Source organism: Bifidobacterium sp. UTCIF-1, from assembly GCF_006408915.1.
Lineage (GTDB): Bacteria > Actinomycetota > Actinomycetes > Actinomycetales > Bifidobacteriaceae > Bifidobacterium > Bifidobacterium reuteri.
This window is the reverse complement of the sequence record NZ_JFAG01000012.1, coordinates 1-16,778: the sequence shown is the minus strand read 5'-3', so window position 1 is coordinate 16,778 and position 16,778 is coordinate 1. Positions and strand designations below refer to the sequence as shown.

Here is a 16,778-nt window from a genome sequence, read left to right as displayed (position 1 = left end):
GATGTTTCACAGATTGTTTCACAGGATGTTCCACAGAATGCTTCACGGTCGCCCTCACCATTCGATGTCGGCGATGGGCGTGGGCGCGGGATTGGTCTCCTGCCCAACCACCTTGCCGGAGCGGAAGTGAATCACCTTGTGAGCCATCGGCGCAAGCGCGGAATTGTGCGTGATGATGAGCACAGTCATACCTTCGGCGCGGCAGATGTCCTGCAGCAGCTGCAGCACCTCCTTGCCGGTTTCATAATCGAGCGCACCGGTCGGCTCGTCGCAGAGCAATAGCTTCGGTTTCTTGGCGATCGCACGAGCGATGGAGACGCGCTGCTGTTCGCCGCCGCTCAACTGCGCGGGGAAATTGTCGAGCCTGTCGCCAAGCCCGACCTTGCGCAATGTGTCGGCCGGGTCGAAATGGTCGGGACAGATCTGTGAGGCCAGCTCCACGTTTTCCAGCGCGGTAAGATTCGGCACCAGATTGTAGAACTGGAACACGAAGCCGATATCGGCGCGACGGTAGCCGATGAGCTCGCGCTTGCCGAGGCCAGTGATGTCGCGTCCGCCGACCACCACGCGGCCCGAGGTGGCCGTATCCATGCCGCCCAGGATGTTCAACGCCGTGGTCTTGCCGGCACCCGACTGGCCGAGGATCACCGTGAGCTCGCCCTGATCGGCGGTGAAGCTCGCCTCGTCGAGCGCACGAATCGGCTCGCCCGCGCCGGTCGCATACTCCTTGACCACATGATCGAATTCGATATACGCCATCGCACTCCCCTACCCATGAACGACAATCCCGAACGACAACCCACGAATGATTGCTATACTCCAGTAAAACAACACCGTGTCGGTTCCACAACCGACAGTCGGCTTGCATAATGTCGGACTAGCCCAGCTGGCTGGTGAATCGGAATGGCAATCGGAAGCAACCACCTATGCGGCTATTCCGCCGCGATACCTTCAACACCGCATGGCACTTTGCCATGCCCTCTTCCCCTTCTAACTTTCCTCAACTTTCCATGACACGCTCCGACATGAGCGACAGTACGATCTCTCAGCATGAAAAAGGTGGAATATCAAGGTCCACGACCGCCAGTCCACACGTAATTTAACTTTCCTCAACTTTCCAATCTCTTGGCTGCGCTCGCTCCGTAGCAAATCAGGAATACTGCAAACGTTGAGATTCCAACATTCCTGTCGCCCGTAGCATCAACAATCTCACTTTCTTTAACTGTCCCATTGGAGGATAATGCGTTTATGGAGAATCTGACCCTACTGGTAAACGAGCTTGTCGAGCTGCCCGCTGAAACGGAATGGCTGGAATTTAAGCACAACAAATACACGCCCGAAATGATTGGAGAGGATATAAGCGCATTAGCCAACGGCGCAGCTCTTGCCGGACATCCGTTCGCGTATCTCATTTGGGGCATCGATGACGCCACTCATGCCATCCTTGGCACCAAAAATGAATGGCATGCGATGCGCGTCAAGCAGCAAGAGATCGAAAATTGGGTGCGTACACAACTGTCCGGCAATACCGAACTGGATTTTCTGCGAGTGCAAATTGACGAACAGCGGCATGTGCTCATTCTCAAAATCGGCAGCGCGGTCAATCGTCCTGTATCTTTTGACAAAACGGAATATATCCGTGTCGGCAGTTATACGAAAAAGCTACGCGATGTGCCATCCAAGCAAACAGCATTATGGGACCGTTTACGTGCCAGCAGGTTCGAAAACGGCATCGCAAAGAACAATCTCACGGCAGAGGATATTCTCACCATCCTCAACGCCCAATCTTATTTCGATCATCTCAAACGCCCCTATCCTTCAACTTCACAATCGATCGTGGATTACTTTGAAGAGGAAGGAATCGTCATAAAACAAGATGACGGCAGATATTCCGTCTCCAACATGGGAGCCCTGTTGTTCGCTAAAAATCTCAGTGATTTCTCTCAGCTGAGTCGCAAAACGGTCAGAATCATCCGATATGACAGCGACAACAGAATCGGCTCCAGCAAGGAGGAAGAATACACTTCCGGTTACGCCGTTGATTTCGACGGTCTTATCAAACTCATTAATGCCATGACCCCTTCGCGCGAAACCATTGAACAATCATTGCGAGAAGAGCATGGGAATTATCCAGAACAGGCAATTCGCGAAACTGTAGCCAATGCTCTCATCCATCAGGATTTCACAGTGACCGGAGCTGGCCCGATGATTGAAATATTCAATCATCGTATGGAAATCACAAACCCCGGCACACTCATGGTGGATCGTATGCGCATCATCGACGCGCCACCGCGGTCGCGCAATGAAGATATCGCCGCACTCATGCGGCGCATGAAAATCTGCGAAGAGCGCGGCACAGGCTGGGACAAAATTGCCATGTCCTGTGAACTTATGGAATTGCCTTCGCCAAAAATCCGCGGATACGATACCGGAACGCGTGTCACGCTCTATTCGGAACGTCCATTTGCGCGTATCTCAATGGAGGATAGGGAATGGGCCTGCTATATGCATGCATGCCTCCGATACATCAACGAAGATACGACATCAACATATATGACAAATAGCAGCCTCCGACAACGGTTCGGCCTCGGGCAACAATCACAGCCAGCAATATCCAAACTCATCAAACGCACTATGGAAATGAAACTCATCAAACCGTTGGACCCGAACACCGCCCCGCGCTATATGAAGTACATCCCTATATGGGCATGACCATGTGTTTCTAACTCGCTACGGACTTACATACGAGCAGTCTCCGCCAACAATCCATGCCAGTCTGCCATAACAGGAGCACGCGGAGATTCAGCGTGCATACGCAAATACAGCAGCAAAAAGGACTCACTCAGATGACCAAGGACATGACGGAAAGCCGCCGCACCCGGTACACGCGGCAGGCCATGCAGGATGCGCTGATCGAACTGATGCGCGAACGGCCGGTCAGCGCCATCACCGTCAAGGCACTGTGCGAGCGGGCGGACGTGAACCGTTCCACGTTCTACGCGCATTACGCGAGCATCGACGAGCTGCTGCATGACATCGAGGACGGGACCATGGCATGGGTCACAGCGGCGCTCGACCAGCTGCTGCGTCAGCCGGACGTCTCCGGCATCGAGCGCATCATCGAGCAGATTTGCCGGTATATCGCCGACAACCGCAATCATCTGCAGGTGCTGATGAGTCCCAAGGCCGACGTCGGATTCCAACAGCAGCTGCTGGAGTTGATCTACAGCCGGCGAGGCGTCGCCGAGCAGATGCAATCCGGGGCCCTCGATCCCACCGAGGCGCAGATGCGCATGCGATTCGCCGTCTCCGGCAGCATAGGGCTCATCCAATACTGGCTTTCCACCGATCTTGCGGCCACGCCGGAAGCCCTGGCGCGCATCATCCTCACCATGGCCCTGCCGGAGCGCAGCGACGGCTCACCCGTCATATCCTCATTCCAGCGAAACAACGCGAAGGCGTAGGAACCAGAGCGCGCCCCCATGCCGAGCCATGTTCCGCCCGCACCCAGCCGCACAAACCTATCAATCAACTCATCAAACTCGATACAAACAGTGAAACCTATCAGTTGACTGATAGGTTTCACTTCAGGGAGGCGATGTCTGATGTGACGTTCCGCAATGGCGCGGCAGTCACGTTGGACATGGCATGGTCGGAATGCGCGTTCAGGCTGACCGCCGCCCCTATCGAGCAGGTCGCGCGGATCGAAATGAAGGCGCGGCAGCGATGATTGCGGCTGCATGGCGGTGGCTTGGGATGGCGGCTCAGGCGGTTGCCATGGGGCGACTGCTCGGGGGAGTTGCATGGGATGGCGGCTTGAAGCGGAGGCTCGCGGCGGCACTCGCGGGGCACTCGCGGAGCGCTGGAGGCAGCACAAGCACTTGCGGAGCGTCATGATGCCGGCGATCGGATCGGACGATTCCGGGATGATCATGGAGCGGCTTCGGCGCGACAGTCTTGACGCAACAGTCTGACGCAATTGTCCGACGCAATTGTCCCGGAACACGAGAATCACCCCAAATCAGCTACAGGGACACGATCGCGTGTCCCTGTAGCCACAATCAACGGCCTTTCGCGTAGAGGGACACGAAAACCTGTCCCCATACACTACGACAGCACGGCTCCCTGCTACAGGGACACGAAAACCCGCCCCTGTAGCCACAATCAACGGCTTTTCGCGTAGAGGGACAGACAATCCCCCGGCATCTCGGCACCTCACGAACCCCCACACACGAAGAATGGCTTAATATCAAGGATTTCCGAAGATGCCCGCAATACGGGCAACAAGAGGTGACAGGAAAACCTGTCCCGGAAGAACGAAAAACACCGATACACGATACAAGGACACGAAAACCCGCCCCCATACGCCACAACGGCACAGTTTCCCGCTACAGAGACAAAAACGACCGTCCCGGTACACCACGAGAGCACGTTCTTCAGCTACAGAGACAACAACGCGGCCGCCGCACTGTCCCAATACAACACAAAAGCACTATTCCCCGCTACAGAGACACGAAATCTTGTCCCCGTACGCCACGACGACGCAATTCCCCGCTACAGGGACAAACCGACCATCCCCATACAGCACAACAGCGCCGCTACCAAATCGTCAACATCGGCAAAATAGGGGCCACCGAAGTCGACTTCTGCGCAACGGACGCCGATGGCGAACACTATTACCAGGTTTCCCTCACCGTGATGGATGAGCACACGCTTGCACGCGAACTCGCGCCTCTGCAAGCAATTCGCGACAATCACCCCAAAACCTTGCTCACTATGGATCGCATCGGCAACGGCAACCGCGATGGCATCCGGCAAATCAACCTGATCGACTGGCTGTTGGCGTAACGATACCGTCCCTCACCGGTGCCGTATCCGGCGTACACGCACGTTGCACAGCACCGTTGCACAGCACCAGCATCACGCCCAAATCACCGTGACATGCTCGAATATTGCGCCGCCAACCGAACGCATCACGCGAAACGATGCGGCTGCGACATACAATGGCCTGCATTGCGTACCGCAGCCGCCACGGAAGCGTCAGGCCGCATACGCAGGACAATCCATAATCAGAGAAGAAGAAACATCATCATGAGCACTGCAGACGCACCCAGCGGCAAGCCGCGCGAAACCGACGACGTGCCGGTTCCCGCGACGCTGCGCAAATCATTGAAGAACCGCCACATCCAGCTGATCGCGCTCGGCGGCGCCATCGGCACCGGCCTGTTCTACGGCTCCAGCGAATCCATCGCGCTGGCCGGCCCATCAATCCTGCTCGCCTACCTGATCGGCGGACTCGCGATCTTCATGATCGTGCGCGCGCTGAGCGAGATGTCGGTAGAGGACCCGAAGGCTGGCGCCTTCAGCTACTACGCCACCCGCTACTGGTCCAAGCGCGCCGGCTTCATCTCCGGCTGGAACTACTGGTTCAACTACATCCTCGTCTCCATGGTGGAGCTCGCCGTGGTGGGCTCGTTCGTGAACTACTGGTTCCCGGCGATTCCGACCTGGGTCTCCGCAGCCGTGTTCCTCGTGCTGATCACCGCCGCGAACCTGCTGGGCGTCTCCAAGTTCGGCGAGTTCGAATTCTGGTTCGCCATCATCAAGATCGTGGCCGTGATCGCGATGATCATCGGCGGCCTCGCGGTCATCGTCTTCGCCCTGCCGACCGCGTCCGGCATCAAGGCGAGCTTCGCCAACTGGTTCACCGTGGGAGGCGGCTTCTTCCCGAACGGCCTGATGGGACAGGCCAAGGACGGCTCATGGACCGGCCTCCTGATGGCGCTGGTCGTGGTGATGTTCAGCTTCGGCGGCACCGAGCTCATCGGCATCACCGCCGGCGAGACAGAGGACCCGCGCACCACGATCCCGCGCGCCACCAACGACATCATCTGGCGAATCCTCGTGTTCTACATCGGCGCCCTCGGCGTGATCATGGCCGTGGTGCCGTGGAACACCATCGGCGGCGACGACACGCCCAGCCCGTTCGTGCAGATCTTCGACTCCGTGGGCATCCACGCAGCCGCCGGCATCCTGAACTTCGTGTGCCTGACCGCCGTGATGAGCGTCTACAACTCCGGCCTGTACGCCAACTCCCGCATGCTCTATTCACTGGCCAAGCAGGGCAACGCCCCCGCCTACCTGGGCCGCCTGAACGCGCACGGCGTGCCGGTGGCCGGTGTGCTGACCTCCGCTGTGATCACCGCGATCGCTGTGGTGGTGGTGTTCGTGTGGCCCGAGTTCGCGTTCAACTACCTGATGTCGATCGCCACGATCGCCGGCATCATCAACTGGACGATGATCATGTTCACCGAAATGAAGTTCCGCAAGGTGGTGGCCGCCGGCAACGCCCCCGAGGATTCCGCACTGGCCGGCCTCTCCGGCCAGAAAGCGCTCGATGCGATCCACTTCAAGCTGCCGTTCGCGCGCGTCACGCCCTGGGTGGTGCTCGCTTTCCTGGCGCTCGTGGTGGTGCTGATGTGCTTCTCCGCCAGCTACCGCATCGCCGTCATCGCCGGCGTGATCTGGCTCGCCATCCTGTTCGTCGCCTACCAGCTCACCCAGGCGCGCAAGTAGGGGCGCACAGTAGGACGCGCAAGTAGGGGCGCGTTTGCAACGAACTCTCACTGAGGAGCGCTCAGTGAGAGTTCATTGCAAATGGGGTTAACGGCGGCGATACTGCTACCGAATTGGGGGAACTCCGACATGGATAAAGGACACCACTGAGACAACCTGAAAATTTCAAGCACAACGCCAAAATGTTGTACATAATTTGATAAACTCAAACTAAATATTGTACTTTTTTAAGGAGTTTCATCATGCTTGAGATTGAATTGACTCAATTAGTGAAAAAAGTACAAGATTTGCAGGCAGAATCACAAACTATCGAGCTTAAGGCTGCGAACCATGGCTGCCCGACTAAACTGTATGACACTCTTTCGGCCTTCTCCAATCAGGACAATGGCGGCATCATCATATTCGGTATTGACGAGGCCCACAGTTACGCCGTTGTGGATGTCTATGACGTGCAGGATTTGATGAAGCATGTTACGGAGCAGTGCAACCAAATGCATCCAAAAGTCCGAGCGGTGTTTACCACTTGCACCATTGACGGCAACCATGTAGTTAGCGCCGAAATTCCCGCACAAGACGTCACCGACCGCCCCTGTTTCTATGAGGGTAAGGGCCGGTACAAAGGATCATATGTGAGGGTCGGAGACGCTGACGAACCGATGACAGAGTACGAAATCTACAGCTACGAAGCGTTTCGCCGCAAATATGAGGACGAAATACGCATCGTGGAACGCGCCGAGGCCGATGACCTCGACCGAGACTCCCTACTGCGGTATGAACTTGCGCTCAAAAGCGAGCGCCCTCATTTTGCACAACTCAGTGAATCTCGCATTCTAGAACTCACCAGCGTCTTGCGAAACGGAAAACCGACACTAGCTGGGATTATGCTATTCGCCACATATCCACAGGCCTTCTTCCCTCAGCTATCTATCATCGCAACGCGAATCCCCGGCACACAAATCGGCGAGATAGGACCAAACGAGGAACGATTCATCGACAATGCCCGCATTGAGGGGTCACTTGATGAACAGCTGCGCGGAGCCATCGCCTTTGTACGCAAGAACATTCGTACAACGACGATCATCTCTCCTGAAAACGGCGAGAGAATAGATACCGCCGAATATCCGATTGAGGCCGTCCGCGAATTGATATTAAATGCACTCATACACCGTGACTACAGCATTCACACACAGGGTATGCCAATACAACTGCAAATTTTTGACGACCGCATGACCATCATCAATCCCGGTGGCCTATATGGAAGACTCACTATCGATCAGCTTGGCACTATTCAACCAGATACGCGCAATCCGGTTATCGCAAATGCGTTGGAGGTGCTGCGAGTAACGGAGAATCGTTATTCCGGTATCCCCACCGTACGCAGACTGGCTTCAGAAACAGGAATGGCCGCTCCATTATTCGAAAACACTCGTGGGGAGTTCAGAGCCACATTGTATTCTCCTCTTACTCGGATTACGCCGCCATCCGCTATAAACCATGAGACGTTCAATCAGCTGAACTATCAGACAAACGGTCAGAGGCCTAGTACCCGGCGCAAAATCCGACCCGAAGAGCGTAATGCCGCAATTCTGCAATTTTGCGCGACACCGCGAACCCGCCGAGAAATTGCAGACTTCATCGGTCTGGATAGTACTGCGTACACGGTGCGCACTTATGTGCATCCGTTGGTCGTATCTGGTCAACTTGTTCTAGGCTTGCCGGGCAAACCGCAAAGCAGTAAACAGACATATCGCACCGCAAAGTAGTGTCACCGTAGTGTCACGATTTATATAATCGTGACACGATGAAGAACTCTCACTGAGGAGCGCTCAGTGAGAGTTCTTGCAAAATCAGGCCACTCGTTGCATATCGAAGTCGTGGCTGGGATTGTGGCTGGGGTACCCCTTCCACCCCAGCCGCAATCCCTAGCTCAGGCGTTCCACCGTTCGATGACGTGATCACCCTTATAGACGCTCAGCACCGAGTAATGCGCGGTGTCGAGGCGCAGCAGGCGCGCGAAATGCGGGTCGACGCCCAGCCATTGCGAGGTGAGGATGCGCAGGATATGCGCATGCGCCACCAACAGCACGTTGTGCCCGTCTTCGAGCAGCGGCAGCACCTCGTCGATGGCCCCTTTGGCGCGCGCGGCGGCCTCCTCCAAGGTTTCGCCGGGGCCGTTGTGCACAGCGACCTGTTCGCCGGACGGCAGTGTCTCCACCCAGTCACCCTGCATATCGGCGCCCAGCGAGCGCGGCCCGTCGCGCCAGATATCCCACTGGAAGCCGCAGGCCTCGCTCACCTGTTGACGGGTACGGCCCTCGGCCGGACCGTAATCCCATTCGGCGATGCCGTCCAGCACGCCGCAATTCTCGAATCCGGCGAGCGCCGCGGTCTGACGCGCACGCTTCAACGGACTGGAGAACACGCAGCCGTCCGCGAACCCTCCCGGGAACGCGTCACGCAGCCGTCCGCCGGCCTCACGCGCCTGCTGACGGCCAACCTCGGTCAGCGGGATGTCGGTGCGGCCGGTATGCTGACCGGATTCGCTCCATACGGTCTGTCCGTGACGCAGCAATACCAAAAACCCAGTGCCCCCACGAGACAATTCAACAGCAACGGTGCCATTCTGATTCTGTTCGCTCATGCCTCTACTGTAGTCTCTGCGAGCCCCGGACTCCACTTTCGCCACACGACTGCTGTGATTTCGATTGCGGTATTGCGGTACCGTGCACACCGGCCATCCACACAGCCTGGCCTTCCACACAGCTCGGCCATCCACACAACGTCAGTCCACACAGCTCGGCCTTCCACACGACGTCAGTCCATTCGAGCCAAGACATTAGACTGTACGTTATGAGCAATGACATGGACTCCGCCCTGCATACCGAGGCCGACCAGGTGGTGGATGGTCTGCATCGCGTCGATGACGCCGTCAACAACCTGCGCGACCGCCGACTGAACGACCCTGATTCGCTGCTGGACAAGCTGTTCAAGTCCGCGGTCCCGGCGCTGGCGGGACTGGTGGCCGGCAAGGTATTGCAGACCGTGTGGGACAAGGGCGTGGCCCGCCGCAATATCCGCAAAGGGCTCGCCGCCGATGCGCCGCAGGGCTTGATGATGAGCCTCGCGTTCGCCGCGATATCCGCCGCATGCGGCGCAGTGGTCTCGCAGCTGTCCGACCGTGGCTCGCAGGCGCTAGTCGATCGCCGCCATCGCAAGTCGCGCGACTGACGGCGAACGCGACGAGCGCGGCGAACACCGACAAGCCAGCCGATTCGCAATTAGACACAAAATACCTGCAGCAGACTTCGGTTCCCACGCCTTTCAAAAGGCGCTGCAGGTAGAACAGGCCTATTTACAGGTGCATAGCAAACCCATTCGGCAGAATTCTCTTAGGCCTGCAGGTATTTTGTAGCCATGAAGCGACCCTGATTACAGGTAAAACCGGTACAAATACCGCCACTGCAGGTGAATTGTGCATAGTTACAGACCATATGAGGTCATAACGAGACACAAAACACCTGCAGCCGGTTCCCCGAAAGCACAAAATACCTGCAGCCGCCCGTGAGACGTGCGACAATGCAGGTATGGTTACCAACGCAACTATCGAAACCCTGCTCAACCGCCGCTCCATCCGCAAGTTCAAGGATGAGGCCATCGACACCGATACCATCGCCACGCTAGAGACCGTCGCCCAGCACGCCGCATCCAGCCAGTTCCTCAACGACTGGTCCGCCATCCGCATCAGCGACCCGACCATCAAGGCCACCATCGCCGAATACGGCAATCAGCCGTATATCGCCACCGCTCCCCTGCTGTACGTGTTCATCATCGATGAGCACCGCAACGCCCTGATCGCCAAGTCCAAGGGCATCGACCCTGAATCCGAGGCGTTCCATCTGAAGAACAGCTACCGCTTCACCCAGTCCCAGAACGATGCCGCATTCGCCCTGCACGCCATGGAGACGGCCGCGTTCTCGCTCGGGCTGGGCTGCGTGATCCTCGGCTCGCCACTCAACGACATCCCCGGCCTCATCGAGACCCTGCATCTGCCCGAATACACTTACCCGGTACTGGGCCTGGCCATCGGCAAGCCCGATCAGGAGCCCGCATTGAAGCCGCGCATGCCGCGCACGATGCAGTTCTTCGAGAACACCTATCCGGCCGATGGGGATGCCGTGCTCGCCGGATTGCCCGAGTTCGATGCCGCAGTGCACCAGTATTACGACCTGCGCCAGACCGATCGTCCGGTGGATGCGTTCAGCGACCAGATCGCCACAGTCAGCCAGCAGGACGTGAGCGGCAAGACGCTGCTTGACAAGGCCGCCGCTCAAGGATTCGACTTGGACAAGTAGACAACCGCTTTTGTCAGACACCCGGTGGGGCCACGTAGAACACCATGTGAAACACTCCGTGAAACATCACGTGGCTCCGCTGTGCAATACCTCGGGCGAGCTTGCTGCGGCCCCTTTCGATTCCACACCTTGAGACCACATGTTGGACACGCAGGGGCCGAATCGTGAGCGTTCCCTGTGTTGCCGAACCTTCCCCGGCAACACAGGGAATAGACTGCTTGTTGGTTTCAGTGCCAGTGCGGATTATCAGGCCGACAAGCAGACCGGCACACGCAACATCGCCAATTAGAACCGAGGTCCTCATGCGGACAATATGGCGTATTTATCGGCGTGACCTACTACGTATCCTGCGCAACCCGGTTGCCGTGGTAGTCACGCTGGGTGTGGCCATCATTCCCTCGCTCTACGCCTGGTTCAACATCCTCGCCAACTGGGACCCATATTCGGCCACCGGCAACCTGCAGGTGGCCGTCGCCAATGAGGACCGAGGCACCTCCAACGAGCTGGTCGGCAAGCTCAACGCCGGCGACCAGGTGGTCAGCGAGCTGAAAGACAATCATCAGCTGGGCTGGCGGTTCGTGGACAGCGAGGATGACGCCATCTCAGGCGTGGAAACCGGCCGATATTATGCGGCCATCGTACTGCCGAAGGACTTCAGCGAGAGCCTGGTCGACTCAGTCACCGGCGGTTCCACCGGTGCTTCCACCGGCGAATCCACCAGCGGCTCCACCGGCGGCACCAATTCCAAGCATCCCCAGATCCGCTACTACGTCAACGAGAAAAAGAACGCGATCGCGCCGAAGATCACCGACACCGGCGCCACCACCATCGACGAACAGATCAACGCCGCATTCATCGCCACCGTCGGCGATACCGTGATGTCATCCATCTCCGCAGCAAAAGGTGAACTGGACAAGGCCGGAGACGCCGCCCAACAGGATTCCATCGCAGATCTCAACACGGTGCTCACCACGCTCGACAACGTGGACCGGTCGCTGACCGACCTGTCCGCCGCACTTAAGGCAGCGGACAGCACCATCGCGGACGCCACCGCGACTACCGACTCCCTGAAACAGTCCATTGAGAGCGCGCGCAAGGCCTCGCAGCAATCCGGCACACTGCTGGCCGAAGCGCAACAGGGGTCCCAGGCCTTCTCCACCACGCTGGTGGGAGCGCTCGATACCAGTTCAGCCCAGCTGTCCGGCATCGCCGTGGACGTGAACACCGCGGCCGGCACCATCATCGGCTCGTTCAATACCGCACAGAACTCTGTCGACTCCATCACCAACGCACTCAACGCACCGCTCGACCGCACACAGGCCGCTTTGGACAACGTCAAGGACGCGCTTCGTCAAACAGGGCTCGACGAGAACAACAGCGACCCGAACGTCCAGCAGATATGGACACAAATCAACGCACTGAGCAACGTCATCAGCACCCAGCAGAGTCAAGTCAACGACTTCCACGCCGATGCCTCCAAGTTCATCAGCTCCGGCAAGAACGCCGCAACCGACCTCTCCAAGGCGATGGGCACCGCGGCCACAGGCGGCCTGGCGGCGCTCAGCCAGGCCCGCCAATCGCTGACCGGCACGGTCATGCCCAACCTCGACGCATCCCTGAACGGGTTCGCCGCGCTCAACGGCACTCTGGATGGCACGCTGGTCTCGCTCAATGGCACACTCGATCAGGCGGACGGATTGTTCAAGCAACTGTCCGGCACCATCAGTCAGACACGTTCCACGGTATCCGGCACACAGCAGTCGCTCACGCAGCTGGCCGGCGATGTACGCACCGTGCGCACCGATCTGGGCGCACTCGACAGTTCCGCCGTCTATAAAAGCCTCACCGATACGCTGCACCTTAATGATCAGGAATTCGGCACATTCTTAAGCCAGCCGGTCAGTCTGGCCACCAAAGTCGTCTATCCGACCGACAACTACGGCTCCGCAGTCACCCCGTTCTATACGAATCTGGCGCTGTGGGTGGGCGGCTTCGTGCTCATCGCCATCTACAAGCTGGAGGTCGACCGCGAGCATCTGCGCCACGTCACCGCCACGCAGGCGTACCTCGGCCGGTGGCTGCTGCTGGTCACCGTCGGCTTCCTGCAAGCGCTCATCGCATGTGTCGGCGACCTCGTCCTCGGCATCCAATGCGAGCATCCGGCGCTGTTCCTGCTCGCCGGCATATTTTGCTCGTTCGTCTATATCAACATCATCTATGCGCTGGCAGTGGCGTTCCGCCATATCGGCAAGGCCGTGGCGGTCATCCTCGTCATCGTGCAGATTCCGGGCGCATCCGGCCTCTACCCCATCGAGCTCATGCCCGACTTCTTCCGCGAACTGCATCCGTGGCTGCCATTCACCTATGGCATCAATGCCATGCGCGGCCCGATAGCCGGCACCTATGCGAACCACTACTGGCTGGACATGATGCATCTGTCCTGGTATCTGCCGGTCGCCCTGTTCGTGGGGCTGGTGGTCCGCCGCTATGCGATGAATCTGAACGCCCTGTTCGATCGGCGTCTGGGAGACACCGATCTGATGATCACCGAGCACAACAGCATGGTCAACGAACAGGTAAGCCTCACGTCGGTATTCGGCGCGACATCCGGCAGCAAGGACCTTCGCGCGTTCATCACCCGCCGCGCCCATCGTTTCTTCGCCCGGTATCCGCACCTGATCACCACAGGTCTGGTGCTGCTTACGGTACTGCCGTTCGTATTCCTGATTCTGCTGTTCGTCACACGCGCGAAAATCGCGATGCTGACCGCCTGGATTCTCTCAATCATCCTCATTGACGCATATCTCATCGTTGTGGAGTACATACGGGAAAGCTTTGCGCGTCAGATCGGCATCAGCGCAATGACAGCCGATGAATTCCGCGACACCATGCTCAACGGCTATGTGTGGCGCAGGGCTCGTCACAAGCACGCGAATTCGTGGGCAGGCGCATGGGACAATGCGAACGTTACGAGCGATATGAGCAATACCGGCAGCGCACACAGCGCAGGCAACACAGGCAGCACGCAGAGCGGAGGCGCGCGATGAAGCTGATCTGGCGACTGTTCACGCGCGACCTGCGTCAGGCCACCCGCAATGTCATCGCGGTGGTCGTGACCATGGGCCTGGTGATCGTACCGGCACTGTACGCCTGGTACAACATCGCGGCCAGCTGGGATCCGTATGGCAATACCAAAGCCTTGAAAGTGGCGGTGGCGAACACGGACTCAGGCTATAAGTCGGATCTGATTCCAGTACCCATTAACGTCGGCGAAACCGTCATCAGCGCATTGCGCGCCAACCATGACCTCGACTGGCAGTTCGTGGACCGCGACAAGGCCGTGGACGGCGTGTATTCCGGCGAATACTATGCGGCGCTGGTCATACCGAAAAGCTTCAGCGCGGATATGATGACGCTGTTCTCACCCAAGATCAAGCATGCGCAGCTCGAATACTATCTGAACGAGAAAATCAATCCCATCGCCCCGCATATCACGGACGAGGGCGCCAGCACCGTGGCCAATACCATCGATCGCACGTTCGTAAAGACACTGTCCAGCGTGGCGCTGAATCTGGCCTCGAACGTGGCCGACTATGCGCAAAGCCCGGAAATAGCGCAATACGCCGCCAATGCCACCACTCATGTGAAGGACACGTCGTCCAAACTCAACTCCATGGCGTCGCAGATCGACTCCTATTCGAATCTGCTGGGCGCGGCGAACAGCATCATCGACTCGACGGACAAGCTGCTCGGTTCCACCGACTCGGCCGCGTCGGACGCCCGTAAGGCCATGAAACAGGCGAAGTCCAGTTCCGCCAGCCTCAGCGCAGCCGTGTCGGGCGCGATGGAGGGCATCAGCAGCGCACTGGGACAGGCCGATAGCGCCTATGCTGCGATGAGTACGCAGATCGACGACGCCTTCACGAATATCGATACGCAGGCTTCACAGGTGGCGCACACCCTGACCGACATGCAGGGCACAGTGCAGGTGCAGGCGGACAGCTTCGGCCAGTATGCCGACGCCTTGCAATCGTTGGCGGACTCCAGCAGTTCCACGGCGGTCAAGCAGGCGCTGACCAACGCCTCGCAGCAGGCACGGCAGACGCAGCAGCAATTGCAGTCCGCCGCCGCCGACCTTGGCACAGCGGCGAACGATATATCGAACGGTACGGCATCCGTTGCGCAGACCCGGCAGAAGCTCAAGGATTCCATTGCCGCAGCCCGAAAGTCCATCCGCGACGCATCCGACACGTATACGAATACGCTGCAGCCGCAGCTCAACAAACTCACCGCCGCCATGGACGATGTCGCCAGCCAGACCGACACGGTCATCGCCGGACTCAGCCGTACTGTCGGCAGCGTATCCAAGCTGTCGAGCGGCCTGTCATCCAGCATCAGTGATATTCGTACCTCGCTCGGCGACGCTTCCGCCGCGCTCCGGCGCTCTGCGAAGAAACTCGACACCTTGGTCAGCCGGCTCTCCGGCCTGGGCAATGCCAGCAGCGCCAGCAGCGCCGGCCGCACAGGATTGTCCGATGTACTGTCGTCCGACCCCGATGCCCTTGCCACCATGCTGTCCGCACCGGTGTCGGTCAACCGCATCCCGCTGTACCCGACCGCCAATTACGGCTCGGCCATGACCCCGTTCTATACAATCCTCTCCATTTGGGTGGGTGCCATCATTCTGGTGGCCATGCTCAAGGTGTCCGTCTCCGACCATGAAAAGGCGAAAATCCTCGGTTTGGGCAATGATCTGCCGCTCGGCACCGAGGTGGGTATCAAGGAGGCTCTTATCGCCGGCCGCGAGGCAGGCCCCGGTGCCGCTTTGGATGTGTTGTCCAAGCCACGTATGGAGTCCCCGGGCAATGCCCGTGCGTTTGGGCTGCATCTGCATCATGAGTATTTCGGGCGATACATGATCTTCGGCTTCCTCGCACTGCTGCAGGGCACGCTGGTGTGCCTTGGCGATCTGTTGTATTTGGGTGTGCAATGCGAGCATCCGGTTCAATTTATGATGGTCGGCTGGCTGGCCGCTCTGGTGTTCTCGAATATGGTGTATACGCTTACGGTTTCGTTCGGGGATATCGGCAAGGCCATTGCTGTGGTGCTATTGGTGGTGCAGGTTGCCGGCACCGGCGGCACATTCCCCATTGAGACGCTGCCTCCGTTCTTCCAAGTGGTATCCAAATGGCTGCTGTTCCCGTATGCGGTGGACGCGATGCACTCCGCTATGGCTGGAGCGTACGGCATGGAGTATTGGATCGCGATGGGCAAGCTCGCGCTGTTCCTGGTGCCTTCGCTGTTGCTCGGCTTGCTGCTTCGCAAGCCGGTGATTCGATTCAATGATTGGATTATCCGCAATCTGGAAAGCACCAAGGTAATGTGATCGGAGGAAACCAACGCCACTCGACAATTGCAAAACAGACTGCTAGCGTCTGCGTGGTTTGTAGCCTTTTTTGCGGCTATGCGGTTTGAGGTCCTGGTTGAGCGGGATATACCGATAACTCGATTGTGGATCGCGATGGGTCAGATGCCAGCAGCCACAAAACTCGCAGCGGTACACCCACAATTCCGCTCCCCGCTCGATGAAGCTCTGTTCCGCGGCATGCTGCGCCTGTACCTTGTCGTGGTACATGATTTTGTTCGACGTGGCGCAGCGTTTGGGCGTGAAGTAATGCATAGCACTTTCAGTGTAAAGACGGCATTGACATCGTATGTCGCGTCATTATTACGTTGACTGTATTCCCGGCTCCCCTTTTCAGCACAGCACCGTGAGGCGGACGGCGGCGGTGCTGGCCCCCTCTGACGAGGGGGCTGTCAGCGTAGCTGACTGGGGGAGAGACCAGGGAC

At 58.2% G+C, this 16,778-nt stretch carries 13 protein-coding genes; 10 read left to right on the top strand and 3 right to left on the bottom strand.

Annotation, left to right across the window (positions count from 1 at the left end):
* Positions 1-54: 54 nt before the first annotated feature.
* Positions 55-759: an ABC transporter ATP-binding protein gene (locus BW09_RS06540; protein WP_140463016.1), complete on the bottom strand. Its 705-nt coding sequence runs from the start codon at positions 757-759 to the stop codon at positions 55-57.
* A gap of 489 nt (positions 760-1,248) precedes the next feature.
* Between BW09_RS06540 and BW09_RS06535 the strand changes: the two genes are divergently transcribed.
* From BW09_RS06535 to BW09_RS06515, 6 genes are all read left to right on the top strand, one after another.
* The gene (locus BW09_RS06535) at positions 1,249-2,712 is read left to right on the top strand and encodes an ATP-binding protein (protein WP_140463013.1); all 1,464 of its coding nucleotides are present in this window, start codon (positions 1,249-1,251) and stop codon (positions 2,710-2,712) included.
* A gap of 134 nt (positions 2,713-2,846) precedes the next feature.
* Positions 2,847-3,464: a TetR/AcrR family transcriptional regulator gene (locus tag BW09_RS06530; protein ID WP_140463010.1), complete on the top strand. Its 618-nt coding sequence runs from the start codon at positions 2,847-2,849 to the stop codon at positions 3,462-3,464.
* A gap of 134 nt (positions 3,465-3,598) precedes the next feature.
* Positions 3,599-3,730 (top strand): hypothetical protein, encoded by a 132-nt coding sequence (locus BW09_RS11135; protein WP_258185014.1) that lies wholly within the window; start codon positions 3,599-3,601, stop codon positions 3,728-3,730.
* A 968-nt stretch (positions 3,731-4,698) separates the two neighbouring features.
* On the top strand, positions 4,699-4,848 hold the full coding sequence (locus BW09_RS11130) for a hypothetical protein (protein ID WP_258185013.1): 150 nt from the start codon (positions 4,699-4,701) through the stop codon (positions 4,846-4,848).
* Between the two features lie 243 nt (positions 4,849-5,091).
* Positions 5,092-6,576: an amino acid permease gene (locus tag BW09_RS06520; protein ID WP_140463008.1), complete on the top strand. Its 1,485-nt coding sequence runs from the start codon at positions 5,092-5,094 to the stop codon at positions 6,574-6,576.
* A 242-nt stretch (positions 6,577-6,818) separates the two neighbouring features.
* Positions 6,819-8,339: an ATP-binding protein gene (locus BW09_RS06515; protein WP_140463006.1), complete on the top strand. Its 1,521-nt coding sequence runs from the start codon at positions 6,819-6,821 to the stop codon at positions 8,337-8,339.
* Positions 8,340-8,503: 164 nt separating this feature from the next.
* On the opposite strand, the gene BW09_RS06510 is transcribed toward BW09_RS06515, so the two are convergent.
* Entirely contained in the window at positions 8,504-9,217 is a 714-nt protein-coding gene (locus BW09_RS06510) for a histidine phosphatase family protein (protein ID WP_140463004.1), read from the bottom strand.
* A gap of 209 nt (positions 9,218-9,426) precedes the next feature.
* On the opposite strand from BW09_RS06510, the gene BW09_RS06505 reads away from it, so the two are divergent.
* The 4 genes from BW09_RS06505 (at position 9,427) to BW09_RS06490 (ending at position 16,314) form a co-directional block, all read left to right on the top strand.
* Positions 9,427-9,804, top strand: a complete 378-nt coding sequence (locus BW09_RS06505) for a DUF4235 domain-containing protein (RefSeq protein ID WP_140463002.1) — start codon at positions 9,427-9,429, stop codon at positions 9,802-9,804.
* Positions 9,805-10,160: 356 nt separating this feature from the next.
* Positions 10,161-10,928, top strand: coding sequence for a nitroreductase family protein (locus BW09_RS06500; RefSeq protein WP_140463000.1), 768 nt, complete (start codon positions 10,161-10,163; stop codon positions 10,926-10,928).
* 302 nt (positions 10,929-11,230) lie between these two features.
* A complete protein-coding gene (locus BW09_RS06495; protein WP_044090565.1) occupies positions 11,231-13,975 on the top strand; it encodes a YhgE/Pip domain-containing protein in 2,745 nt (914 codons plus the stop codon).
* On the top strand, positions 13,972-16,314 hold the full coding sequence (locus BW09_RS06490; RefSeq protein WP_140462998.1) for a YhgE/Pip domain-containing protein: 2,343 nt from the start codon (positions 13,972-13,974) through the stop codon (positions 16,312-16,314). The genes BW09_RS06495 and BW09_RS06490 overlap by 4 nt, the downstream gene beginning before the upstream one ends.
* Before the next feature lie 42 nt (positions 16,315-16,356).
* Here BW09_RS06490 and BW09_RS06485 read toward each other — a convergent pair whose 3' ends face one another.
* Positions 16,357-16,608: a hypothetical protein gene (locus BW09_RS06485; RefSeq protein WP_140462996.1), complete on the bottom strand. Its 252-nt coding sequence runs from the start codon at positions 16,606-16,608 to the stop codon at positions 16,357-16,359.
* Between the last annotated feature and the right edge of the window lie 170 nt (positions 16,609-16,778).

Bases quoted from the DNA above. Each gene is read 5' to 3' on its own strand.
- BW09_RS06540 (WP_140463016.1), bottom strand. From the start codon at position 759: ATGGCGTATATCGAATTCGATCATGTGGTCAAGGAGTATGCGACCGGC.
- BW09_RS06535 (WP_140463013.1), top strand. From the start codon at position 1,249: ATGGAGAATCTGACCCTACTGGTAAACGAGCTTGTCGAGCTGCCCGCT.
- BW09_RS06530 (WP_140463010.1), top strand. From the start codon at position 2,847: ATGACCAAGGACATGACGGAAAGCCGCCGCACCCGGTACACGCGGCAG.
- BW09_RS11135 (WP_258185014.1), top strand. From the start codon at position 3,599: ATGTCTGATGTGACGTTCCGCAATGGCGCGGCAGTCACGTTGGACATG.
- BW09_RS11130 (WP_258185013.1), top strand. From the start codon at position 4,699: ATGGATGAGCACACGCTTGCACGCGAACTCGCGCCTCTGCAAGCAATT.
- BW09_RS06520 (WP_140463008.1), top strand. From the start codon at position 5,092: ATGAGCACTGCAGACGCACCCAGCGGCAAGCCGCGCGAAACCGACGAC.
- BW09_RS06515 (WP_140463006.1), top strand. From the start codon at position 6,819: ATGCTTGAGATTGAATTGACTCAATTAGTGAAAAAAGTACAAGATTTG.
- BW09_RS06510 (WP_140463004.1), bottom strand. From the start codon at position 9,217: ATGAGCGAACAGAATCAGAATGGCACCGTTGCTGTTGAATTGTCTCGT.
- BW09_RS06505 (WP_140463002.1), top strand. From the start codon at position 9,427: ATGAGCAATGACATGGACTCCGCCCTGCATACCGAGGCCGACCAGGTG.
- BW09_RS06500 (WP_140463000.1), top strand. From the start codon at position 10,161: ATGGTTACCAACGCAACTATCGAAACCCTGCTCAACCGCCGCTCCATC.
- BW09_RS06495 (WP_044090565.1), top strand. From the start codon at position 11,231: ATGCGGACAATATGGCGTATTTATCGGCGTGACCTACTACGTATCCTG.
- BW09_RS06490 (WP_140462998.1), top strand. From the start codon at position 13,972: ATGAAGCTGATCTGGCGACTGTTCACGCGCGACCTGCGTCAGGCCACC.
- BW09_RS06485 (WP_140462996.1), bottom strand. From the start codon at position 16,608: ATGCATTACTTCACGCCCAAACGCTGCGCCACGTCGAACAAAATCATG.